Source organism: Streptomyces sp. B21-083 (genome assembly GCF_036898825.1).
GTDB lineage: Bacteria > Actinomycetota > Actinomycetes > Streptomycetales > Streptomycetaceae > Streptomyces.
Map to the genome: position 1 here is coordinate 1,277,202 of NZ_JARUND010000001.1, position 19,643 is coordinate 1,296,844.

General features: G+C 70.8%; 17 protein-coding genes and 1 pseudogene. 9 read left to right on the forward strand and 9 right to left on the reverse strand.

Annotation, left to right across the window (positions count from 1 at the left end; genetic code table 11):
• Positions 1 to 30: 30 nt before the first annotated feature.
• From QA861_RS05615 to QA861_RS05625, 3 genes and pseudogenes are all read right to left on the reverse strand, one after another.
• Positions 31 to 1,077 carry a maleylacetate reductase gene (locus QA861_RS05615; protein WP_443041545.1) on the reverse strand — a complete coding sequence of 349 codons (1,047 nt, stop codon included), beginning with the start codon at positions 1,075 to 1,077 and terminating at the stop codon, positions 31 to 33.
• Positions 1,078 to 1,112: 35 nt separating this feature from the next.
• A complete protein-coding gene (locus tag QA861_RS05620) occupies positions 1,113 to 2,021 on the reverse strand; it encodes an intradiol ring-cleavage dioxygenase (RefSeq protein WP_334587100.1) in 909 nt (302 codons plus the stop codon).
• A 37-nt stretch (positions 2,022 to 2,058) separates the two neighbouring features.
• Positions 2,059 to 3,312, reverse strand: a pseudogene (locus QA861_RS05625) (FAD-dependent monooxygenase); the annotation flags it as partial.
• A 12-nt stretch (positions 3,313 to 3,324) separates the two neighbouring features.
• Here QA861_RS05625 and QA861_RS05630 point away from each other — a divergent pair.
• Positions 3,325 to 3,420, forward strand: coding sequence for a helix-turn-helix domain-containing protein (locus QA861_RS05630; RefSeq protein ID WP_443041546.1), 96 nt, complete (start codon positions 3,325 to 3,327; stop codon positions 3,418 to 3,420).
• A gap of 7 nt (positions 3,421 to 3,427) precedes the next feature.
• Here the strand turns inward: QA861_RS05630 and QA861_RS05635 are convergent, their stop codons facing one another.
• Positions 3,428 to 4,438 (reverse strand): LacI family DNA-binding transcriptional regulator, encoded by a 1,011-nt coding sequence (locus QA861_RS05635; protein WP_334587101.1) that lies wholly within the window; start codon positions 4,436 to 4,438, stop codon positions 3,428 to 3,430.
• Positions 4,439 to 4,575: 137 nt separating this feature from the next.
• On the opposite strand from QA861_RS05635, the gene QA861_RS05640 reads away from it, so the two are divergent.
• Complete coding sequence (locus QA861_RS05640; protein ID WP_334587102.1) at positions 4,576 to 5,733, forward strand: Gfo/Idh/MocA family protein; 1,158 nt, start codon at positions 4,576 to 4,578, stop codon at positions 5,731 to 5,733.
• Between the two features lie 451 nt (positions 5,734 to 6,184).
• On the opposite strand, the gene QA861_RS05645 is transcribed toward QA861_RS05640, so the two are convergent.
• Positions 6,185 to 7,207 carry a LacI family DNA-binding transcriptional regulator gene (locus tag QA861_RS05645; RefSeq protein ID WP_334587103.1) on the reverse strand — a complete coding sequence of 341 codons (1,023 nt, stop codon included), beginning with the start codon at positions 7,205 to 7,207 and terminating at the stop codon, positions 6,185 to 6,187.
• Positions 7,208 to 7,322: 115 nt separating this feature from the next.
• Here QA861_RS05645 and QA861_RS05650 point away from each other — a divergent pair, with 115 nt between their 5' ends.
• The 3 genes from QA861_RS05650 to QA861_RS05660 all read left to right on the forward strand — a co-directional run bounded on the left by QA861_RS05650 (position 7,323) and on the right by QA861_RS05660 (position 10,359).
• Complete coding sequence (locus QA861_RS05650) at positions 7,323 to 8,501, forward strand: phytanoyl-CoA dioxygenase family protein (protein ID WP_334587104.1); 1,179 nt, start codon at positions 7,323 to 7,325, stop codon at positions 8,499 to 8,501.
• A gap of 14 nt (positions 8,502 to 8,515) precedes the next feature.
• On the forward strand, positions 8,516 to 9,292 hold the full coding sequence (locus tag QA861_RS05655; RefSeq protein WP_334587105.1) for an SDR family oxidoreductase: 777 nt from the start codon (positions 8,516 to 8,518) through the stop codon (positions 9,290 to 9,292).
• Between the two features lie 62 nt (positions 9,293 to 9,354).
• Positions 9,355 to 10,359 carry a Gfo/Idh/MocA family protein gene (locus QA861_RS05660; RefSeq protein ID WP_334587106.1) on the forward strand — a complete coding sequence of 335 codons (1,005 nt, stop codon included), beginning with the start codon at positions 9,355 to 9,357 and terminating at the stop codon, positions 10,357 to 10,359.
• 34 nt (positions 10,360 to 10,393) lie between these two features.
• Here QA861_RS05660 and QA861_RS05665 read toward each other — a convergent pair whose 3' ends face one another.
• From QA861_RS05665 to QA861_RS05680, 4 genes are all read right to left on the reverse strand, one after another.
• On the reverse strand, positions 10,394 to 11,413 hold the full coding sequence (locus tag QA861_RS05665; protein WP_334587107.1) for a Gfo/Idh/MocA family protein: 1,020 nt from the start codon (positions 11,411 to 11,413) through the stop codon (positions 10,394 to 10,396).
• A gap of 120 nt (positions 11,414 to 11,533) precedes the next feature.
• Positions 11,534 to 12,478 (reverse strand): ATP-binding cassette domain-containing protein, encoded by a 945-nt coding sequence (locus tag QA861_RS05670; RefSeq protein ID WP_334587108.1) that lies wholly within the window; start codon positions 12,476 to 12,478, stop codon positions 11,534 to 11,536.
• A gap of 4 nt (positions 12,479 to 12,482) precedes the next feature.
• Positions 12,483 to 13,556 carry an ABC transporter permease gene (locus QA861_RS05675; RefSeq protein ID WP_334587109.1) on the reverse strand — a complete coding sequence of 358 codons (1,074 nt, stop codon included), beginning with the start codon at positions 13,554 to 13,556 and terminating at the stop codon, positions 12,483 to 12,485.
• Positions 13,557 to 13,561: 5 nt separating this feature from the next.
• Positions 13,562 to 14,575, reverse strand: a complete 1,014-nt coding sequence (locus tag QA861_RS05680; RefSeq protein ID WP_334587110.1) for a substrate-binding domain-containing protein — start codon at positions 14,573 to 14,575, stop codon at positions 13,562 to 13,564.
• 285 nt (positions 14,576 to 14,860) lie between these two features.
• Here QA861_RS05680 and iolC point away from each other — a divergent pair, with 285 nt between their 5' ends.
• From iolC to iolD, 4 genes are all read left to right on the forward strand, one after another.
• Positions 14,861 to 15,841, forward strand: coding sequence for a 5-dehydro-2-deoxygluconokinase (gene iolC, locus QA861_RS05685; protein WP_334587111.1), 981 nt, complete (start codon positions 14,861 to 14,863; stop codon positions 15,839 to 15,841).
• A 70-nt stretch (positions 15,842 to 15,911) separates the two neighbouring features.
• The gene (locus QA861_RS05690) at positions 15,912 to 16,790 is read left to right on the forward strand and encodes a Cgl0159 family (beta/alpha)8-fold protein (RefSeq protein ID WP_334587112.1); all 879 of its coding nucleotides are present in this window, start codon (positions 15,912 to 15,914) and stop codon (positions 16,788 to 16,790) included.
• Between the two features lie 70 nt (positions 16,791 to 16,860).
• Positions 16,861 to 17,757: a 5-deoxy-glucuronate isomerase gene (iolB, locus tag QA861_RS05695; protein WP_334587113.1), complete on the forward strand. Its 897-nt coding sequence runs from the start codon at positions 16,861 to 16,863 to the stop codon at positions 17,755 to 17,757.
• Positions 17,757 to 19,634 carry a 3D-(3,5/4)-trihydroxycyclohexane-1,2-dione acylhydrolase (decyclizing) gene (iolD, locus tag QA861_RS05700; protein WP_334587114.1) on the forward strand — a complete coding sequence of 626 codons (1,878 nt, stop codon included), beginning with the start codon at positions 17,757 to 17,759 and terminating at the stop codon, positions 19,632 to 19,634. Before iolB ends, iolD begins: the two co-directional genes overlap by 1 nt.
• Positions 19,635 to 19,643: the final 9 nt, after the last annotated feature.

Here is a 19,643-nt window from a genome sequence, read left to right on the forward strand (position 1 = left end):
AAGGGCGGGGGCGGGTGACGTACCGGTGCCTCAGTCCGCCGTGCCGGGTGCCGCGCCCCGGTACGCCGCCCGCAGCAGACCGAGCACACCCTCGGGCGTGACCTCGCGCGGGTTGGCGTACGGCCGCTGCCCGGCGACCTGGGCCGCCGCCACCGCCACATCGGCCTCGGTGAGGCCCAGTTCGGCAAGGGAGCCCGGGGCGCCGAGACGTCCGGCCAGCTCCCACAAGGCAGTTGGGGCATCGGCCGGACCGCTCAGCGCGCGGGCGACGGCGTCGGCCGCGTCCGGTGCGGCGGGCGCGTTGAAGGCCAGGGCGTGCGGCAGGACGACCGTGTGGGTCTCGGCGTGCGGCAGGCCGAAGGTGCCGCCGAGGACATGGCACAGCTTGTGGTGCAGGCCCATGGTCGTGGCACCCAGGCACGAGCCGCACAGCCACGCCCCGTACAGGGCCCGGCCGCGCGCGTCGAGGGACCCCGGGTCGGCGGCCACAGCCGGGAGCGCCTCGGCCATCGCCCGTACGCCCTCCTGCGCCATCAGTGAGACGAGCGGTGAGGCGTCGGGGGCGTAGAGGGCCTCCACCGCGTGGGCGATGGCGTTGATACCGCTGGTGACCGAGAGCGGGACCGGCAGGGAGAGGGTCAGCTCGGGGTCGTACACGACACTGCGCGGGAGGACCGACCGGTCGCGGCCGGTGCTTTTCACGCCCTGCTCGGTCAGGCCCCAGACGGGGGTCATCTCCGAGCCGGAGTAGGTGGAGGGCACGGCGATCAGCGGCAGCCCGGTGCGCAGCGCGATCGCCTTTCCCAGGCCGATCGCGGAGCCACCGCCGACCGCCACACAACCGTCGGCGCCCGCCGCGAGCGCCACTTCGACGGCCCGGTCGGCGACTTCGACGGGTACGTGCATCCGCGCCTCGGCGTGCAGACCCGCCAGGGCCGGTCCGAGCGAGTCGGCGACCGCCCGCGCGGTGTCCTTCCCGCGCTCGCCGCACACCACCAACAGCCGTCGCAGACCGAGCCGTTCGGCTTCTCCGGCCGTCGCGGTCACGGCGGCCCCGGCCCGCAGCACGACCCGCATCGGCTGGGCCTCGTAGACGAAGTCCGGTGTGCCGCTCACGACTTCTGCCCCGACTTCTCCAGTACGAGGTCGAAGCGTGCGTGGCGGAAGGGGTTCGGTACGCCGAACTCCCCTGCCAGGGACAGGTCGTCGGTCTCGGTGAAGTCCTCAACCAGGCTCTCCTTCACCGCGAACACGGCGTCCGAGTCCAGGTATTCGCTGCCCGCGACGAAAATGTGGGTGGTGACGGGCTCGTGGCCCTCGGCGGTGGCGATGAAGTGGATATGGGCGGGGCGGTAGGGGTGCCGGCCGGTGGCGTGGAGCAGTGCGCCGACCGGGCCGTCCGTCGGGATGGGGTACGGGCTCGGCACACAGGTGCGGAACCAGAAGCGGCCCTCCGTGTCCGCGGTGAAGAGCCCGCGGCCGTTGCCCGGCGGCTGGACGTCCGGCTGCTGGACGTCGTAGTAGCCCTCGGCGTCGGCCTGCCACACGTCAAGTACCGCGCCGGGCAAGGGAGTTCCGTCCCGGTCGAGCACCCGCCCGCTGACCACGCACGGCTCACCGGCGCCCACCAGGTCGATGTCGGCGCCCAGTTCACGTACCGGCGACTCGGTCATGTGGAAGGGACCGAGCACGGTCGACTCGGTGGCGCCCGGGTCCCCGTGGCCGTTGAGGGTCTCCACGAGCATCGAGACGCCGAGGACGTCCGACAGGAGGATGAACTCCTGCCGGGTGTCGGTGCAGGTCTGCCCGGTCGCCGTCAGGAAGCCGATGGCCCGCTCCCACTCCTCCATCGTCGGCTCGGTCTCCCGTACGAAGGCGTGGAGGTGGCGGGTGAGGGCGGTGAGCAGCTCGCGCAGGCGCGGGTCGGCGGTCCCGCTCATGCTGTCGACGACCGCTTCGGTGACGGCGGTGGTGAAACCGGCGCCCTCACCGACGTCACGTGTGCTGGGTTCAGTGGTCATGCCGTGCTCCTCGTCCCGTCCGTCCTGTCCTGTCCCGTCAGGCATGTCCGAGGATCTGCCGCAGCGCGTCCGTCAGCAACTGTTCGGCGTTCTCGGCGGCTTCGGCGTGTCGGAACGCGACGAACCCGTCCGGGCGTACGAGGAGCACGCCCGCGTCGGACACCTCACTGAGGCCGGCCCAGTCGCCGTAGGGGTCCTCGTACTCCTGGCCGGGGCCGATGACGACCGTGGCGATGTCGAGGGGCTGTGCCTTCGCCGCGCGCAGCCAGGCGTCGCCGCCGATGCCGGTGAGGAGGGTGAAGCGGCCCCGGCCCACGGTGTCGAGGGGGGACAGGGTGCGGGTGCCGGAGGTGAGCCAGGCGTGCGGGAGTCTGGCGCCGGGGCGGGTGGTGGGCTGGTGGTGCAGCTCGGGGTCGCGGGCGAAGCCGGGGTCGGGGGTGCCGTCGGGGACGATCGCGGCGGACTCGTAGCGCTGGTTGAGGTCGACTCCGTGCGCGTTGAACTCGTACACCTTGGCGGCGATCGCCTGGCGCAGCCGGGCGCGCTGCCCGGTGGCGGCCTCGGTGGCGTCCTTGCGGGCGGCGATGTTGGCCCACAGTTCCTCGGGGGTCTGCGGGGAGAGTCCGTCGAGGGCGTCGAAGATCGGGGCGGTCTCGGCGATGGACTTGTTGGCGCGGGTGACGATCTGCCTGCCGACGGGGGCTCGTTCGGCGGTGTAGCTGTCGAGCAGCGAGGGGGCGGCGACGCCGTCGAGGACCAGCTTCAGCTTCCAGGCCAGGTTGCAGGCGTCCTGGATGGAGGTGTTCGAGCCGAGCCCGTTGGACGGCGGGTGCCGGTGCACGGCGTCGCCGGCGCAGAGGACGCGACCGCTGGCGTAGGTCTCGGCGTACATCTCGTTGACCGTCCAGGCCGAGGACGACCTGATGGTGACGGGGATGTCGTCGTCGCCGACGAGCCTGCGGCCGATTCCCTCGGCGTACTCGGTCGTGAGGTCGGGGGCGCAGGCGGTCACGTCGTAGCCCCGGACGATCATCCACTCGTTCCAGGGGCGGACGTTGCGGACCAGGCCCGCGCCGATACCGCCGCCCGTGGCTCCGGGGGCGAGGACCCAGTAGAGGGTGGAGGGGCGGTGGGCCGTGTACCGGGTGAGGTCGGCGTCGAAGACGATGTTGATGCTGCCCGCGACGCCCATCTGGCCGCCCATGGGCAGTCCGGCGTCCTCGGCGACCTTGGACCGGCCGCCGTCGGCGCCGATCACATAGCGGGCGCGGATCTCGCCGAGCGCACCGCGATTCTGGAGGCGCTGCGCCGCAACGGCGGCAACAAGGCCCGTACGGCGTCGGCCCTGGGCATCGCCCGCGCCACGCTGTACCGGAAACTGCGCGAGTGCGGGGCCTGAGAGGGCCTTACCGAACCTCGGCAGGTGCTGCCGTCGTCCCCCGGATCTCCAGTGTCGGGGCGGCCAGGTGGACGCTGCCGGGGTCGCGGGGCGCGTCGAGCCGGTCGAGGAGGCAGCGGGCGGCGCGGCGGCCGACCTCGTGGCTGGCGCTGTCCACAGTGGTGAGCCAGACGTGGCGCAGCCGCGAGATGTTCGTGTTGTCGTAGCCGATGACGGACAGGTCTCGCGGGACGCCCATCCCCAGTTCCTCGGCGGCGGAGATCGCGCCGACGGCCGTCATGTCGTTGACGGCGAAGACGGCGGTGGGCCGGTCGGCGGGGTCGCCGAGCAGTCGGACGGCGCTCCGGTAGCCGCCCTCCTCGGTCAGGTCGCCGGCCTCGACGAGGGCACTGTCCGCCAGACCGTGCGCGCGCATCGTCGCCTCGAAGCCGCGCCGGCGCAGCTCACCGACGGCGCCGTACCCGGCGATGTGGGCGATCCGGCGGTGCCCGAGCCCGAGGAGGTACTCGGTGGCGATGCGGGCGCCGTGCTCGTCGTCGTTGGCGACCACGTCGACCCCGGGCAGCGCGGGCTCACGGGCACCCGCGACGACGACCGGGAGGCGCTCGGCGAGGGTGCCCAGGACCGCCGGGTCGGGCAGGGTGCCGACGACGACCAGGCCGTCGACGCCGAGATCACGGAAGGGGCCGGTGAGGTCCTGGCCGCTGCGCCGGTTGAGGCGGGCGTCGGCGAGCAGCATGTGCAGGCCGTTGTCATGGAGGAGGGAGCCCAGGCCGTCGAGGAGGTCGACGAACCAGGGGTTGCGCAGGTCGTTGAGGAGGGCGCCGACGGTCCGGGTGCGCTGTTCGCTGAGGCTGCGGGCGGCGGCGTTCGGCCGGTAGCCCAGTTCGCGTACCGCGAGCAGGACGGCCTCCCGCTTCTCGGGCCGTACCTGGTCGGAACCGCGCAGCACCAGCGAGACCAGGGATTTCGACACCCCGGCTCGTTCGGCGACGTCTCGGATGGTCGGCGGTCTCATGGTTGGACCGTTCCACAGCTTGCTTGGCCTGTCAAAGGGCGCCAGTAACGACCTATGAGGGTTGACATCAGCGGTTGTCGGCACCGAGGGTGAGTGAGAAATGTTCTGGACCGGTCCAAAGAAGGGCTGTAGCTGTCATGGCAAGTACGCTCGGTGTCGCCGTCGTGGGGTTCGGCTGGATGGGACGGGTGCACACACAGGCGTACGTCCGTCTGGCGCACCACTTCCCCCAGCTGGGGCTGCGGCCCGAACTGGTCATGGTCGCCGAGGAAGTGCCGGGCCGGGCCGAGGAGGCCGCCGCGCAGTTCGGGTTCGCCTCGACGACCCGTGACTGGCGTGCCGTGGCCGCCGACCCGCGCGTGCAGGCCGTGAGCATCACTGCGCCGAACTTCCTGCACCGGGAGATCGGCGTCGCGATGGCCGAGGCCGGCAAGCACATCTGGATCGAGAAGCCGGTGGGCCTGTCTGCGGCCGACGCGGGCGCGGTCGCCGACGCGGTCGCCAGGGCCGGTGTCCAGGGCACGGTCGGCTTCAACTACCGCAACGCGCCCGCCGTGGAGAGGGCCCGGCAGCTCATCGCGGCCGGTGACATCGGCACGGTCACACATGTCCGCGTCCGCCTCTTCAGCGACTACGCCGCCCACCCGGACGGCGCCCTGACCTGGCGGTACGAGCGCGAGCGCGGCGGCAGCGGAGTGCTGGGCGACCTCGCCTCGCACGGCGCGGACCTGGCGCGTTTCCTGCTCGGCGAGATCGCCGCGCTCACCGCCGACACGGCCGTCTTCGTGCCCGAGCGGTCCCGTCCGACGGGCGCCACGGCCGGGCACACGCTTGCGGCGGGCGGTGAGCGCGGTCCGGTGGAGAACGAGGACTACGTCTCCTGCCTGCTGCGGTTCGCCTCCGGCGCCCGGGGTGTCCTGGAGGCGTGCCGGGTGTCGGTCGGCGAGCAGAACAACTACGGCTTCGAGGTGCACGGCACGAAGGGTGCGGTGTTCTGGGACTTCCGCAGGATGAACGAGCTGGGCGTGAGCACCGGCACGTCGTACCAGGACCAGCCGGTCAGTACGGTGTTCGTCGGGCCGGGCGACGGGGAGTTCGGGGCGTTTCAGCCGGGGGCGGCGAACGCGATGGGGTACGACGATCTGAAGGTCATCGAGGCTCACCGGTTTGTGCGGTCGGTGGCTGAGGGGACGTCGTACGGGGCGACGTTGACGGACGCGGTGCGGAGCGCTGCCGCGCTGGATGCGATGAGTCGGTCGGTGGAGTCGGGGGCGTGGGTGTCGGTGGGGGCGTGAGGGCTGCCGTGGCGTGGCTTGTGCGGTGTGGTCGCCGCGGGTCCGCTGTGGTCGGTCGCGCAGTTCCCCGCGCCCCTTGCGGGGGTGAGTCCCCGCTCGATCGACCGTGACCCGGGGAGGGTGTAGCGGGCAGTTCGTCGGCCGCGGGCCCGCTGTGGCTGGTCGCGCAGTTCCCCGCGCCCCTTGCGGGGGTGAGTCCGCGCTCGATCGACCGTGACCCGCGGAGGGTGTAGCGGGCGGTTCGTCGGCCGCTACGGCCCGCTGTGGTCGGTCGCGCGGTTCCCCGCGCCCCTTGCGGGGGTGAGTCCCCGCTCGATCGACCGTGACCCGGGGAGGGTGTAGCGGGCAGTTCGTCGGCCGCGGGCCCGCTGTGGTCGGTCGCGCGGTTCCCCGCGCCCCTGTCGGGGGCGTGAGTTCGCGCCGCGAGTTCCCCGAACCGCCTTGATGGCGGTCAGTGTGGGGGCATGTTGTATGGGGTGACCACCTGGATCGCGGATGGCAGGGTGGGGCCCGCGGGTGGGAGGGCGCCGTGGGTGCGCATGATGGTGCGGCAGGCCTCGTGCATGTCCTGGCGGAGGTCGTGGTGGAGGACGCAGGACAGGTGGTGTTCGCGCAGCAGGTGGGTGTTGTCGTGGTCGAGGTCGTGGGCGACGAACACCGCGCACTCGCGGCCCAGGTCCGCGAAGGCCCGTAGCGTCGCGATGTTGCCGCCGCCGATCGAGTACACGGCGCGGATGTCGGGGTCGCGTTTCAGGGCGTCCCGGACCAGGTCGTACTGGGTGGCGTCCAGGCCCTGCCCCTCGGTGATCTCGACGAGGGCGCGCTCGGGGTGCCGGGCCCTCATCGCGCCCCGGAAGCCCATCTCACGCTCCTCCTCGTTGCGGAAGAAGCCGCTGCTGAGGCTGGTGAGTACGTTGCCGGGGAGTTCGCCGAGCCACTGGCCCATCAGGTAGGCGGCGGTGGCGCCGGCGGCCCGGTTGTCGATGCTCACGTAGGCGAGGCGGGCGCTGGAGGGCAGGTCGGTCACCAGGGTGACGACCGGGATACCGGCGGCGACCAGTCGGCCGACGGCGGCGGTGATCTCGGGCACGTCCGGTGCTTTGAGGATGACGCCCTGCGAGCCGCGTCGGGCGATGCGGTCGAGGTCCGCCGCCAGGTCCGCCACCGGGCCGGTCTCCCGGAAGTGGAAGCGGGAACGCACGACGGCAGGGTGGAGGGCGGGCAGCTCGGCCTCCAGGGCGGCCCGGACGGCGGTGGTGAACCGCTCGGGCGCCTGCATCACGATGTCGATCATGAACGTACGGCCGACCAGCCGGACCTGGGTGCGCTGTCGGTCCAGGTCGGCGATGGCCTGCCGCACCTCCCGCCGGGTGCTCTCGCGCACGCCGCCCCTGCCGTTGAGGACGCGGTCGACGGTGGCCTCGCTGAGGCCTGCCTGACGTGCGATCTCCCGGATCGGGAAGGGGTGGCCCATGGAGAGGTTCCTCGGCTTTCGCTTGAGGGGTTTTTGATGGCCGCCTGCTGGTTGTTTGACGAGTTTGTCATGACAACAATGACAGCAACACCGAGAGTTCGAGAGAAGGACGACGATGTCCCTCAGCGCCGCACAGCGCCCCGCGTGGCTGTCCGAACAGGACTGCGATCTCGACACCTTCCACGCCGAGGTCGAGCGGACGACCGACGCCGCCGACTACCCGTACGCGACCGCCGTCCGGGAAAACGTCCTCGTCTACGACAGTGAGCGGCTGCGCGCCGCCGTCACCACACCGGGCGGACGCCGGGAGGTCCTGACGGAGCTGCTCAGGGCGCTCACCGACGGACCCGGCGTCGTGGTCCTCCAGCGGGCCTTCGCCGATCTGTCGGTCGTGGACCGGGCGACCGCCGCGTTCGAGGCGCTCATCGCCGACCAGCGCGCCGCCGGGACGGTCGCGGGCGACCACTTCGCCAAGCCGGGCGCCAACGACCGGGTGTGGAACGCCCTGGAGAAGGCGGCCCTGCTCGCGCCGGAGGCGTTCGCCGACTACTACGCCAACGACATGGTCGCCCTCGTCTCGACGGCCTGGCTCGGCCCCGGCTACCAGGTCACCTCGCAGATCAACGTCGTCAACCCCGGTGGCGCGGCGCAGAGCCCGCACCGCGACTACCACCTGGGCTTCCTGTCCGCCGAGGCGGCTGCCGCCTACCCCGCGCACGTCCACCGGCTGTCCCCCGTACTGACGCTGCAGGGCGCGGTCGCCCACTGCGACATGCCCGTCGAGTCCGGCCCGACGCTGTACCTGCCGTACTCGCACACGTACGAGCCCGGCTATCTGGCCTGGCGGCTACCTGAGTTCGCGGCGTACTTCGACGCCCACCATGTGCAGCTGCCCCTGGCCAAGGGGGACGCCGCGTTCTTCAACCCGGCGCTCTTCCACGCGGCAGGCACCAACCGCTCCGCGGACATCCGCCGGATGGCGAACCTCCTCCAGGTGTCCTCCGCGTTCGGGCGGGCCATGGAGACCGTGGACCGGGAGGCCGTCGTGAACGCGGTCTATCCGGTGCTGCTCGCCCGCAAGGCCGAGGGAGCGGGCGACGCATGGCTGGAGGCGGTCGTCGCGGCCTCGGCCGAGGGCTACCCCTTTCCCACCAACCTCGACCGGGATCCGCCGGTCGACGGCCTGGCCCCGCCCTCGCAGGCGGACCTCGTACGGCGTGCGCTGCGCGAGGAGTGGACCCCCGAGGCGCTCCGCGAGTCACTGCGGGCCGGCGCCGAACGACAGATGAGCTGAGGAACGAGAACAGCATGGGACTTCTTCAGGACAAGGTCGTCCTCGTGAACGGCGGCAGCCAGGGCGTCGGGGCGGCCATCGCCCGGGCCGCGGTCCGCGAGGGCGCCGTCGTCGCGGTCACCGGTCGGCGCCCGGAACCGGGCGAGGCGCTGGTCGCGGAGCTGACGGCGGCGGGCGGCAAGGCCATGTACGTACGCGCCGACCTCTCGGACGCCGAGCAGGCGAAGGCGTCCGTGGCCGAGGTGATCGCCGCGCACGGCCGGATCGACTGCCTGGTCAACTCGGCGGGCCTGACCTCGCGCGGCACGCTGCTCGACACCACGCCCGAGCTGTTCGACGCGCACATCGCGATCAACCTCAAGGGCCCGTTCTTCGCCATGCAGGCGGCGGTGGCGGACATGGTGGCCCGTAAGGCGCTCGGCACGGTCGTCAACATCATCACGTCCTCGGCGCACGGCGGGCAGCCCTTCCTTGCCCCGTACGTCGCCGCCAAGGCCGGTCTCATCGGGCTGACCCGCAACGCGGCACACGCGCACCGCTGGGACCGGGTCCGGATCAACGGCCTGAACATCGGCTGGACCGCGACCGAGGGCGAGGACGCCACCCAGCGGGCCTTCCACGGAGCGGGTGACGACTGGCTCGACCAGGCCGCCGAGCGCCTCCCCATGGGCAAGCTCGGCCAGCCGGACGAGATCGCCGACTTCGTGGTCCTCCTGCTGTCCGACCGGTCGGGCGTGGTCACCGGTTCGGTGATCGACTGGGACCAGAACGTCCTGGGCGGACTCGACTGACCCCCCTTTACCTCCCCTGCCTCACAAGACACCCGCACCACATCCAAGGAGCAACACAGCCCATGCGTATCGGAATCCTCGGCCTCGGCCGCATCGGCGCCTTCCACGCCGAGACCCTCGCCGGTCTCGACGCCGTCGACTCCCTCGTCTTCAGCGACCCGTTCGCGGACGCCGCCAAGACCGCCGCCGAGCGCTTCGGCGCCCAGGTGGCGGACTCCCCGGAGGCCCTTCTGGCCGCCGGTGTCGACGGCATCGTGATCGCCGCCGCCACCGACGCCCACCCGGCCCTGATCCTCGCCGCCGTCGAAGCGGGTGTGCCGGTGTTCTGCGAGAAGCCGGTGGCCCGCACGATGGCCGAGGGCGTGGCGGTGCTCAACGCCGTCAAGGACAGCGGTGTCGAGATCCAGATCGGCTACAACCGCCGCTTCGACGCGGGCTTCGTCGCCGCACGGGCCGCAGTGCGGAGCGGTGAGCTGGGCCAGCTGCACACCGTCCGGTCGACCACGCTCGACCCGGCGCCGCCGCCGGCCGCGTACATCGCCTCCTCCGGCGGTATCTTCCGGGACTGTTCGGTGCACGACTTCGACATCATCCGCTGGGTGACGGGCCGCGAGGTCACCGAGGTGTACGCGGTGGGCGCCAACAACGGCGCCGCCTACATCAAGGAGGCGGGCGACGCCGACACCACCGGCGCCATCCTCACCCTGGACGACGGCACGATCGCCGTGGTCTCCAACTCCCGGCACAACGCCCGGGGTTACGACGTCCGCATGGAGATCCACGGCTTCCAGGACAGCATCGCCGTGGGCCTGGAGGACAAGCTCCCGCTGCGCTCCGTGGAGCCGGGTGTCACCTTCCCGGCAGGCGTCCCGCACGACTTCTTCATGGACCGCTTCATCCCCGCCTACCGCGCCGAGCTGACGGAGTTCACGGAGGTCGTCGCGGGCACCCGTACGTCCCCGTGCACGGTCGCCGACGCGCTGGAGGCGGGCTGGATCGCGGACGCGTGCACGCTGTCGCTCCAGGAGCACCGCCCGGTGCGCATCGAGGACGTACGCACGGTCTGAGCAGGCCCGGTCGAACGTCCGGCCCGCGCTGCCCTCAGGGGTACAGCGCGGGCCGTTTGACGAGTTCCACCTCGACGCGCCGGCCCTCGGTCCGCGCGCGTACGCCGGCCTCGCAGACGGCGGCCACCGCGTAACCGTCCCAGACACCGGGCCCGGTGACCTCGCCGCGCCGGGTCGCGTCGACCCATGCCTGGACCTCACGGTCGTACGCGTCCTCGAACCGCTCGATGAAGTCCTGGGCGATGCTCCCGCCCCACTGACCGGCCGAGTTGACGACCATGCCGTGCCCGTCGCCGATCCGCGCGGTCCCGCGCTCGCACACCACCTCGGCCTGCACCTGGTACCCGAAGCCGCAGTTGACGTTGATCTCGACGTCGACGATCGCACCGCCGTCGGTCTCCATCACGACGAACTGTGGGTCCTGAAGTCCGTCCGGCGCGTTCCCGGACGGCTTCGGACACAACACGGTGACCGCGGTGATCTCCTGTCCGAGGAGCCACCGGGTCACGTCCATCTCGTGCACCACGGAGTCGTTGACGTGCATCGCGCTGGTCCACCAAGGCGGGGATGCCACGTTGCGATGCCGGTTGTGCAGCATGAGGGGTCGCCCCAACTGCCCTGTGTCAAGCAGTGACTTGAGCTTCAGGTACTCGGCGTCGTACCGCCGCATGAACCCGACCTGAACCCGCCGGTGCCCCAGCCTCAGCTCGGCCTCCAGCACTCGCAGCGCGGACGCCGCGTCGGGCGTGAGCGGCTTCTCGCACAGCACCGGCAGGTCGTACGAGAACGCCGCGAGCAGGGCCGCCTCGTGAGCGGCCCCGGGCGAGGCGATGAGCACGGCGTCGACATCGGTGGCTGCCATGGCGGCGACGGGGTCGGTGTAGGCCGTACAGCCGTCGACACCGGCCGCGACCGATTCGGCCCGCTCCCGATCGACGTCCACGACGGCGACCACCCGGGCCCCACTGGTGACTTCCTCGATACGACGAACGTGATCGGCACCCATCTTGCCGGTACCGATCACGAGAACGCCGAGCGCGTCACGGCTCTTCACTGGAGAAGGGTGCCCCTTTCGGCATACGGCGAGCCGGCCGACCCAGGGGCGCGGGGAACTGCGCGACCAGCCACAATGGACCCGCACCCGCCGAACAACCGTGCGCCCCCACGCTCCGCGCTACGCCGACTTCCCCTGCGAGGGCGTCGCGACAGGTGCCTGGAGATCCTTCGCCTCGGGAAGCTCATCCACGTCCACACCCCGAACCTGCGCCAACTCATGCTTGAGCGCCGCGAGTTCCGCGCCGCCGGCCATGTGGTTGGTGAGCTCTTCGAGGCTGACCTCGCTGCGGGCGGCGGACAGTTCCATCGTCCCCAGACGCAGGACACTGAAGTGGTCGCCGACCATGTAGGCGTGGTGCGGGTTGTGGGTGATGAAGATGACGCCCAGGCCCTTGTCACGGGCCGCGGCGATGTACTTCAGCACGACACCGGACTGCTTGACGCCGAGGGCGGCGGTGGGCTCGTCGAGGATGAGGACGCGGGCGCCGAAGTAGACGGCGCGGGCGATGGCCACGGACTGGCGCTGGCCACCGGAGAGGGTGCCGATGGGCTGGTCGAGGTCGTCCAGGACGATGCCCATGTTGCGCAGTTCCGCGTCCGCCGTCTGCTTCATCTTCTCGATGTCCAGGCGGCGCACGGGCCACGGGCCCTTGGTCATCTCCGAGCCGAGGAAGAAGTTACGCCACACCGGCATCAGCGGGACCGTCGCCAGGTCCTGGTAGACGGTGGCGATACCGGCGTCCAGGGCTTCACGGGGTGTCGCGAAGTGGACGGGGCTGCCGTCGATGAGGAGTTCGCCCTCGGTGTGCTCGTGCAGCCCGGAGATGATTTTGATCAGCGTGGACTTGCCGGCGCCGTTGTCGCCCAGCACGCAGGTGACCTGGCCGGAGCGGACCGCGAGGTTCACGCCGTGCAGGGCACGGATGTTGCCGTACGACTTGCCCGTGCCGCGCAGTTCGACGATCGGGTGCCCGTCCTTCGGCGAGTCGCCTTGGGGCGAACTGTCGTCGGTGAGCGTGTCGTTGGGCGAGACGTCGTCGGGGGAGGTTTCGTTGGTTGTCATCAGTTCACCTCCGGGTCGCCTGGCGGCGGACCCACAGATTGACGAGGGCGGCGACCAGGAGCATCACGCCGAGGAATGCCTTGAACCAGTCCGGGTTCCAGTTGGCGTAGACGATGCCCTGGGAGACCATGCCGAAGATGAAGGCGCCGATGACCGGGCCGACCGCCGAGCCGTAGCCGCCGGTGAGCAGGCAGCCGCCGATGACCGCGGCGATGATGTAGAGGAACTCGTTGCCCACGCCCTCGCCGGACTGCACGGTGTTGAACGAGAACAGCAGGTGCATGCCCACGAACCAGGCGCCCGCGCCGACGCCCATGAACAGGGCGATCTTCGTGAACTTCACGGGGACACCGACCGCGCGGGCACTGTCCTGGCTGCCGCCGACCGCGAAGATCCAGTTGCCGAACCTGGTGCGCAGCAGGAGCCAGGTGGCGAGTGCGGCGAACACCAGCCAGTACACGATCGTGATCTTGAAGTTGACGCCGCCGACGGTGAACTCGGAGGCGAAGACCTTCTTGGCCTGGTCGAAGCCGTCCATGTCGGCGATCGAGTCGCTCGCCACGTTGCCGGTGAAGATCTTCGTGACGGCGAGGTTGGCGCCCTGCAGGATCAGGAACGAGCCCAGGGTGACCAGGAAGCTGGGCAGCCCCGTTTTGATCAGCAGCCAGCCGTTGAACGCCCCCACGGCCAACGACACGATCAGGGCGACGAACACGCCGGTCCACACGTTCATCGACAGCTGGAAGCTGAGGATCGCCGCGGTCAGCGCGGAGGTGGTGACCGCGACACCGGCGGACAGGTCGAACTCCCCGCCGATCATCAGCAGGGCCACCGGCAGCGCCATGATGCCCATCACGGACGCCTGGTAGAGCACTGTCGCCAGCGCGCTCGTCTCACGGAACGAAGGCGCCGCCGCGAAGAAGAACAGGTACACGAGGATCGCCGCGATCAGCGCGCCGACCTCGGGGCGGCCGAGGAGCCTGCGACCCAGGGACCGCTGACTGGTACGGCCGTCCTTCTGAGTGGCCGGCGGAGCCGGCGGCGAGGAACTCGCCGCCGGAGCCGTTGTCTGACTCATCGAGATCACCGAGTGCCCTTCGCCGCGAACGCGGCGATCTTCTCGACGTTGGACTTGTCGACGAAGGCGGGACCGGTCAGCACGGGCTGCTCACCGCCACCGCTGTAGTTGCCGTTGTTCTTGAAGAGCCACATCGCGTCGACGGCCAAGTAGCCCTGCAGGTAGGGCTGCTGGTCGACCGCGAACTGGACGTCGCCCTTCGTGATGGCGTCGGTCATCTCCTTGTTGAGGTCGAAGGTCGCGACCTTGGCCTTGCTGTTGGCGTCGGACACCGACTGCACCGCGGTCAGCGCGTAGCTGGCGCCGAGCGTGACCACGTAGTCGATGGCCTTGTCCTGGTTGAGCTTCGCGGTGATCGTCGACTTCACGGACGGCATGTCGGTGCCGTTGACGTTGAGGACCTCCAGCGTGCCGGTGAACGTCTTCTTCACACCGTCGCAGCGCTGGGTGAGGCCGACGTTGCCCTGCTCCTGGATCACACAGACGGCCTTCTTGGAGCCGAGTGAGTTCAGCTTCTTGCCGAACGCCTCGCCCGCGACGGACTCGTCCTGGCCGAAGAACTGCTGGAGGCCCAGCTTCTTCCAGTCGCTCAGGCCCGAGTTGAGGCCGACCACGGGGATTCCCGCCGCCGTCGCCTTGGCCACGGCGCCCTTCATGGCGTCCGGCTTGGCCAGCGTGACGGCGATGCCGTCGACCTTCTGGACGATCATGTTCTGAACGAGGGTGGCCTGCTGGCCCGCGTTCGGGTCGGCCGAGTAGATGAGCTTGATGTTGTCCTTGTCCGCGGCGGCCTGGGCGCCCTTGCGGACGATGTCCCAGAACGCGTCACCGGGCGCCTGGTGGGTGACCAGGGCGACGGTCATCCGAGGGGTGGTGGCCTTGCCCGCAGAAGCGTCGGCGCCACCGTCCTCGGACTTCTTGCCACCGGAACTGCTAGAGCAGCCCGCGAGGACCAAGGCCGTTGCCGCGGCAGCGGCAACAACGGGGGCGATTCTGCGGGAGCGAGAAGAGCGAGCCATCTTTCCTGCACCTCACTGTGCGACCGGGGAGAGGGTGGGGATCGTGGTGATCCCGGGCCCGGGTCCCGGAGCTCCGGGCCGTGTGCCGCGAACACGGCAGTCGTGTTGGGACCGAATCCAATTCCTTGGACGTGTCCGCTGTCAATACTTTGTTAAGACATTAATTCACGAGCAGGTCAGAATGTAAGAACAAACCCTTGACAGCGTTGCCCTCCGAGTCCTACACCTTGGGGGGACGACAGACCCCTCGGGACCCGCATCCTCCGCAGCTCGAAGGAGCATCGCATGACCGAGTCAGCCCCGCCCTTCGACCTGGTCACCCTGGGCCGCATCGGAGTGGATCTTTATCCGCTGCAGTCCGGAGTACCGCTGACCCTAGTGCAGACGTTCGGAAAATTTCTCGGCGGGTCGGCAGCCAACGTCGCGGTCGCGGCGGCCCGTCTGGGCCGTTCCTCGGCCGTCATCACCCGTACCGGCGCGGATGCCTTCGGCGACTATCTGCACCAGGCGCTCGGGGAGTTCGGGGTCGACGACCGCTGGGTGACGCCGGTCGATGACCTGCCCACTCCGGTCACGTTCTGCGAACTCTTCCCACCGGACGACTTCCCGCTGCACTTCTATCGTCAGCCGACCGCTCCTGACCTGCGGATACGCACCGATGAGCTGGATTTCTTCGGTATCCGGGCCGCCCGCGTCTTCTGGATAACCGGCACCGGCCTGAGCGAGGAACCGAGCCGCTCGGCCACACTGGCCGCCCTCAAGGCCCGCGACCGGGCGGGCATCACCGTGTTCGACCTGGACTGGCGGCCGGCGCTTTGGAGCGACGCGGCCTGGAGCGACCCGGAGGAAGCCCGCCCGTACTACGCCGAGGCCCTGCGCCACGCGACCGTGGCGGTGGGCAACCTCGACGAGTGCGAGATCGCCACCGGTGTACGCGAACCGCGGGCCTGCGCCGAGGCGTTGCTGGCGGCCGGGGTCGAGCTGGCCGTCGTCAAGCAGGGCCCCAAGGGCGTACTGGCGATGCGTCGCGACGGCACCACCGCCGAGGTCGCACCGATCCCCGTCGAGGTGGTCAACGGCCTGGGCGCGGGTGACGCGTTCGGCGGCGCCCTGTGCCACGGGCTGCTGTCCGGCTGGGAGTTGGAACGGACCGTGCGCTACGCCAACGCGGCCGGCGCCCTCGTCGCCTCCCGCCTCGCCTGCTCGTCCGCGATGCCGACCGAGTCCGAGGTCGACGCGCTCCTCGCGAGCGGATCGCCCCGATGAGTCGACGCCGGACCGCGACGATCCCGGGGGCGGCCGAACGGGCGCCCCGCACCCCTGAACGGAGCCCCTCTTGACCATCAGCATCGCCGACCTCGCCACGGTCAGAGCCCGGCACCCGGAGGCCGTCGCGGAGGCCGCCGCCCGCCGGGTCAGGCGACCGCTGATCGGCGACAGCGGGCGGCTCATGATCGTGGCCGCCGACCATCCGGCGCGCGGCGCCCTGGGTGTCGGCGACCGAAGGCTCGCCATGGCCGACCGCACCGAGCTGCTCGAACGCCTGTGCGTGGCACTGTCGCGGCCTGGGGTGGACGGGGTGCTGGCCACCGCCGACATCCTGGACGACCTGCTGCTGCTCGGGGTGCTGGACGGCAAGGTCGTCATGGGGTCGATGAACCGCGGCGGGCTGGCCGGCGCGGTCTTCGAGATGGACGACCGCTTCACCGGGCACCGCGCCCAGGACATCGCCCGACTGCGCTTCGACGCGGGCAAGCTGCTGCTGCGCGTCAACTACGACGACCCCGGCTCGCTCACCACCCTGGAGTCCGCCGCACGGGCCGTGGACGACATGGCGGCGCTCCAACTGCCTCTGTTCGTCGAGCCGTTCATCTCGCGCCGGGTCGACGGGCGGGTGCGCAGCGACCTGTCCGCCGAGGCGGTCACCCGCTCGATCGCCATAGCGTCGGGCCTCGGCGGCACCTCCGCCTACACCTGGCTGAAACTCCCCGTCACCGACGACGCGGACGACATGGCCGAGGTGCTGGAGACGTCGACACTGCCGGCCGTACTGCTGGGCGGCGAGGTCGGCGACGACCAGGATGGCGCGTACGAGCGCTGGCGCAAGGCGCTGCGGCTGCCGACCGTGCAGGGGCTGGTCGTCGGCCGGTCGCTGCTCTACCCGTCTTCGGGCAGTGTGGAGGCTGCGGTGGACACGGCGGTGGGACTGCTGTGAACCGAGACATCCCAGGGACGGCCGTGAACAGGGTCAACACGGGACCCGCTGTGAACAGGAGCGACAGATCATGACCACCGCCTACCACCTCCCGGCCGGCAAGGCTCTCGGCGGCCCGTACGTCGTCGACGTCAACCCCGAGAAGGCGGGCTGGGGCTACTCCAGTCTCCGGGTGCTGGAGCTGCCCCCGGGCGGCTCCCACACCTTCTCCACCGGTGACAGCGAGTGGATCGCGCTGTCCCTGAACGGCGCCTGCACGGTCGACACCACAGACGACTTCGGCCACTCCACCTTCGAGGTGCAGGGCCGCGACAGCGTGTTCAGCGGCGTCAGCGACTTCGTATACATGCCCCGCGACGCCCGTACGACCATCACGTCCGCCGCGGGCGGGCGCTTCGCGCTCACCGGCGCCCGCTGCACCCGGCGGCTGCCCGCCCGCTACGGGCCCGCCTCCTCGGTCCCGGTGGAGCTGCGCGGCACCGGGAACTCCTCCCGGCAGGTCAACAACTTCGGCGCGGCCGGCGTCTTCGAGTGCGACAAGCTGATCGCCGTCGAGGTGATCACCCCCGGCGGGAACTGGTCGTCCTTCCCGCCGCACAAGCACGACGAGCACCGGCCCGGCGAGGAGTCCGTCCTCGAGGAGATCTACTACTTCGAGTTCGCGGAGCACGAGGGCACACCCGGCCTCGGCTACCAGCGGGTGTCCCCGTCCGGGCAGGGCCGGAACACGGACGTGCTGGCCGAGGTGCGCGGCGGGGACGTCGTCCTCATCCCGGACGGCTGGCACGGGCCCTCCATGGCCGTGCCGGGCCACCACATGTACTACCTCAACGTCATGGCGGGACCCGAGGCCGACCGTGCCTGGCTGATCTGCGACCACCCCGATCACGCCTGGGTCCGCGGCACCTGGCCCGAGCAGCCCGTCGACCCCCGTCTACCCCTCTACACGGCCCCGGAGAAGTCCTGATGAGCACCACCCCTGTCCGCCGTCTGACCGTCGCCCAGGCGCTGGTGCGGTTCCTGTCCGTCCAGTACACCGAGCGCGACGGCGTCCGCCATCGGCTGATCGCCGGCACGTGGGGCATTTTCGGCCACGGCAATGTGGCCGGCCTCGGTCAGGCGCTCCTGGAGGCCGGTGAGGACGCGATGCCGTTCCACCAGGGCCGCAACGAGCAGTCGATGGTCCACGCGGCCGTCGGTTACGCCCGTCAGCTGAACCGGCTCTCGACGCAGGCCGTCACCACGTCCATCGGCCCGGGTGCCACCAACCTCGTCACCGGCGCCGCCCTAGCCACGATCAACCGTCTCCCGGTGCTGCTGCTCCCCGGCGACTACTTCGCGACGCGCAGCGCCGACCCGCTGCTCCAGCAGCTGGAGCACCCGGTCGAGGCCGACCTGTCCGTCAACGACACCCTGCGCCCGGTCTCGCGTTACTTCGACCGGGTGACGCGCCCCGAGGCGCTGATCCCGTCCGCGCTGAACGCCGTACGCGTCCTCACGGACCCGGTGGAGACCGGTGCTGTCACCCTCTGCCTGCCGCAGGACGTGCAGGCGGAGGCGTACGACTGGCCGGAGGAGTTCTTCGCCGAGCGCGTCTGGCACGTCCGGCGTCCCGCGCCCGACCCGTACGAGCTGACCGAGGCCGTACAGGCCGTCCTGGCCGCCGAGCGCCCGCTGATCGTCGCGGGCGGCGGGATCCACCACAGCCAGGCCGAGGACGCGCTCAAGGCCCTGGTGGACGCCACCGGCATCCCCGTGGCCTCCACCCAGGCCGGCAAGGGCTCCCTGCGCTACGACCACCCCGCCGACCTGGGCGGCATCGGCCACACGGGTACGGCCGTGAGTGACGACGTGGCCCGCACCGCAGACCTGATCATCGGCGTGGGCACGCGTTACACGGACTTCACGACCGCCTCGAACACCCTGTTCCAGAATCCCGGTGTGCGGTTCCTCAACCTCAACATCGCCGCCTTCGACGCCCACAAGCTGGCGGCCCGCACGCTCGTCTGCGACGCACGGGCGGGCCTCACGGCGTTGACGGAGGCGTTGTCCGATCACCGTGTGAACTCGGCTTACGAGGCCGAGTACGGCGGTGGGAAGGTTCGCTGGGAGAAGGTCGTTGACACCGCTTTCAGCGCTGCCGACGATTCCGCCGTGCCCACCCAGACGCAGGTGCTGGGCGCCCTGGACTCGGTCGTCGGCGACGACGACGTGATCATCAACGCGGCCGGTTCGCTCCCCGGCGACCTGCACAAGCTGTGGCGGGCCCGCAGTCCCCGTCAGTACCACCTGGAGTACGGCTACTCCTGCATGGGCTACGAGATCCCGGCCGGCATCGGCGTCCAGCAGGCGGCGCCGGACACCCCGGTCTGGTCGCTGGTCGGCGACGGCACCTATCTGATGATGCCGACCGAGATCGTCACCGCCGTCCAGGAGGGCCTGCCGGTCAACCTGGTCCTCATCCAGAACCACGGGTACGCCTCCATCGGCGGCCTCTCCGAGTCGGTCGGCGGCGAGCGCTTCGGCACCCCCTATCGCTACCGGGCCGCCGACGGCACCTTCACCGGCGACCCGCTGCCGGTGGACCTCGCGGCGAACGCGGCCAGCCTCGGCATGGACGTCCTGCGCGCCAAGACCGTGGGCGAGCTGCGCACGGCCCTGGCCACGGCCCGCGCCTCGGACCGGCCCACCTGCGTGTACGTGGAGACCGATCCGGCGCCGACCTCTCCCCCGGCGGAGGCCTGGTGGGACGTACCGGTCGCCGAGACCGCCACCCGTGAGTCGGCGGTACGGGCCCGGGAGGAGTACGACCGCCAGGTCGGCGACCGCCGCAGGCACCTCTGACCGCCGGGT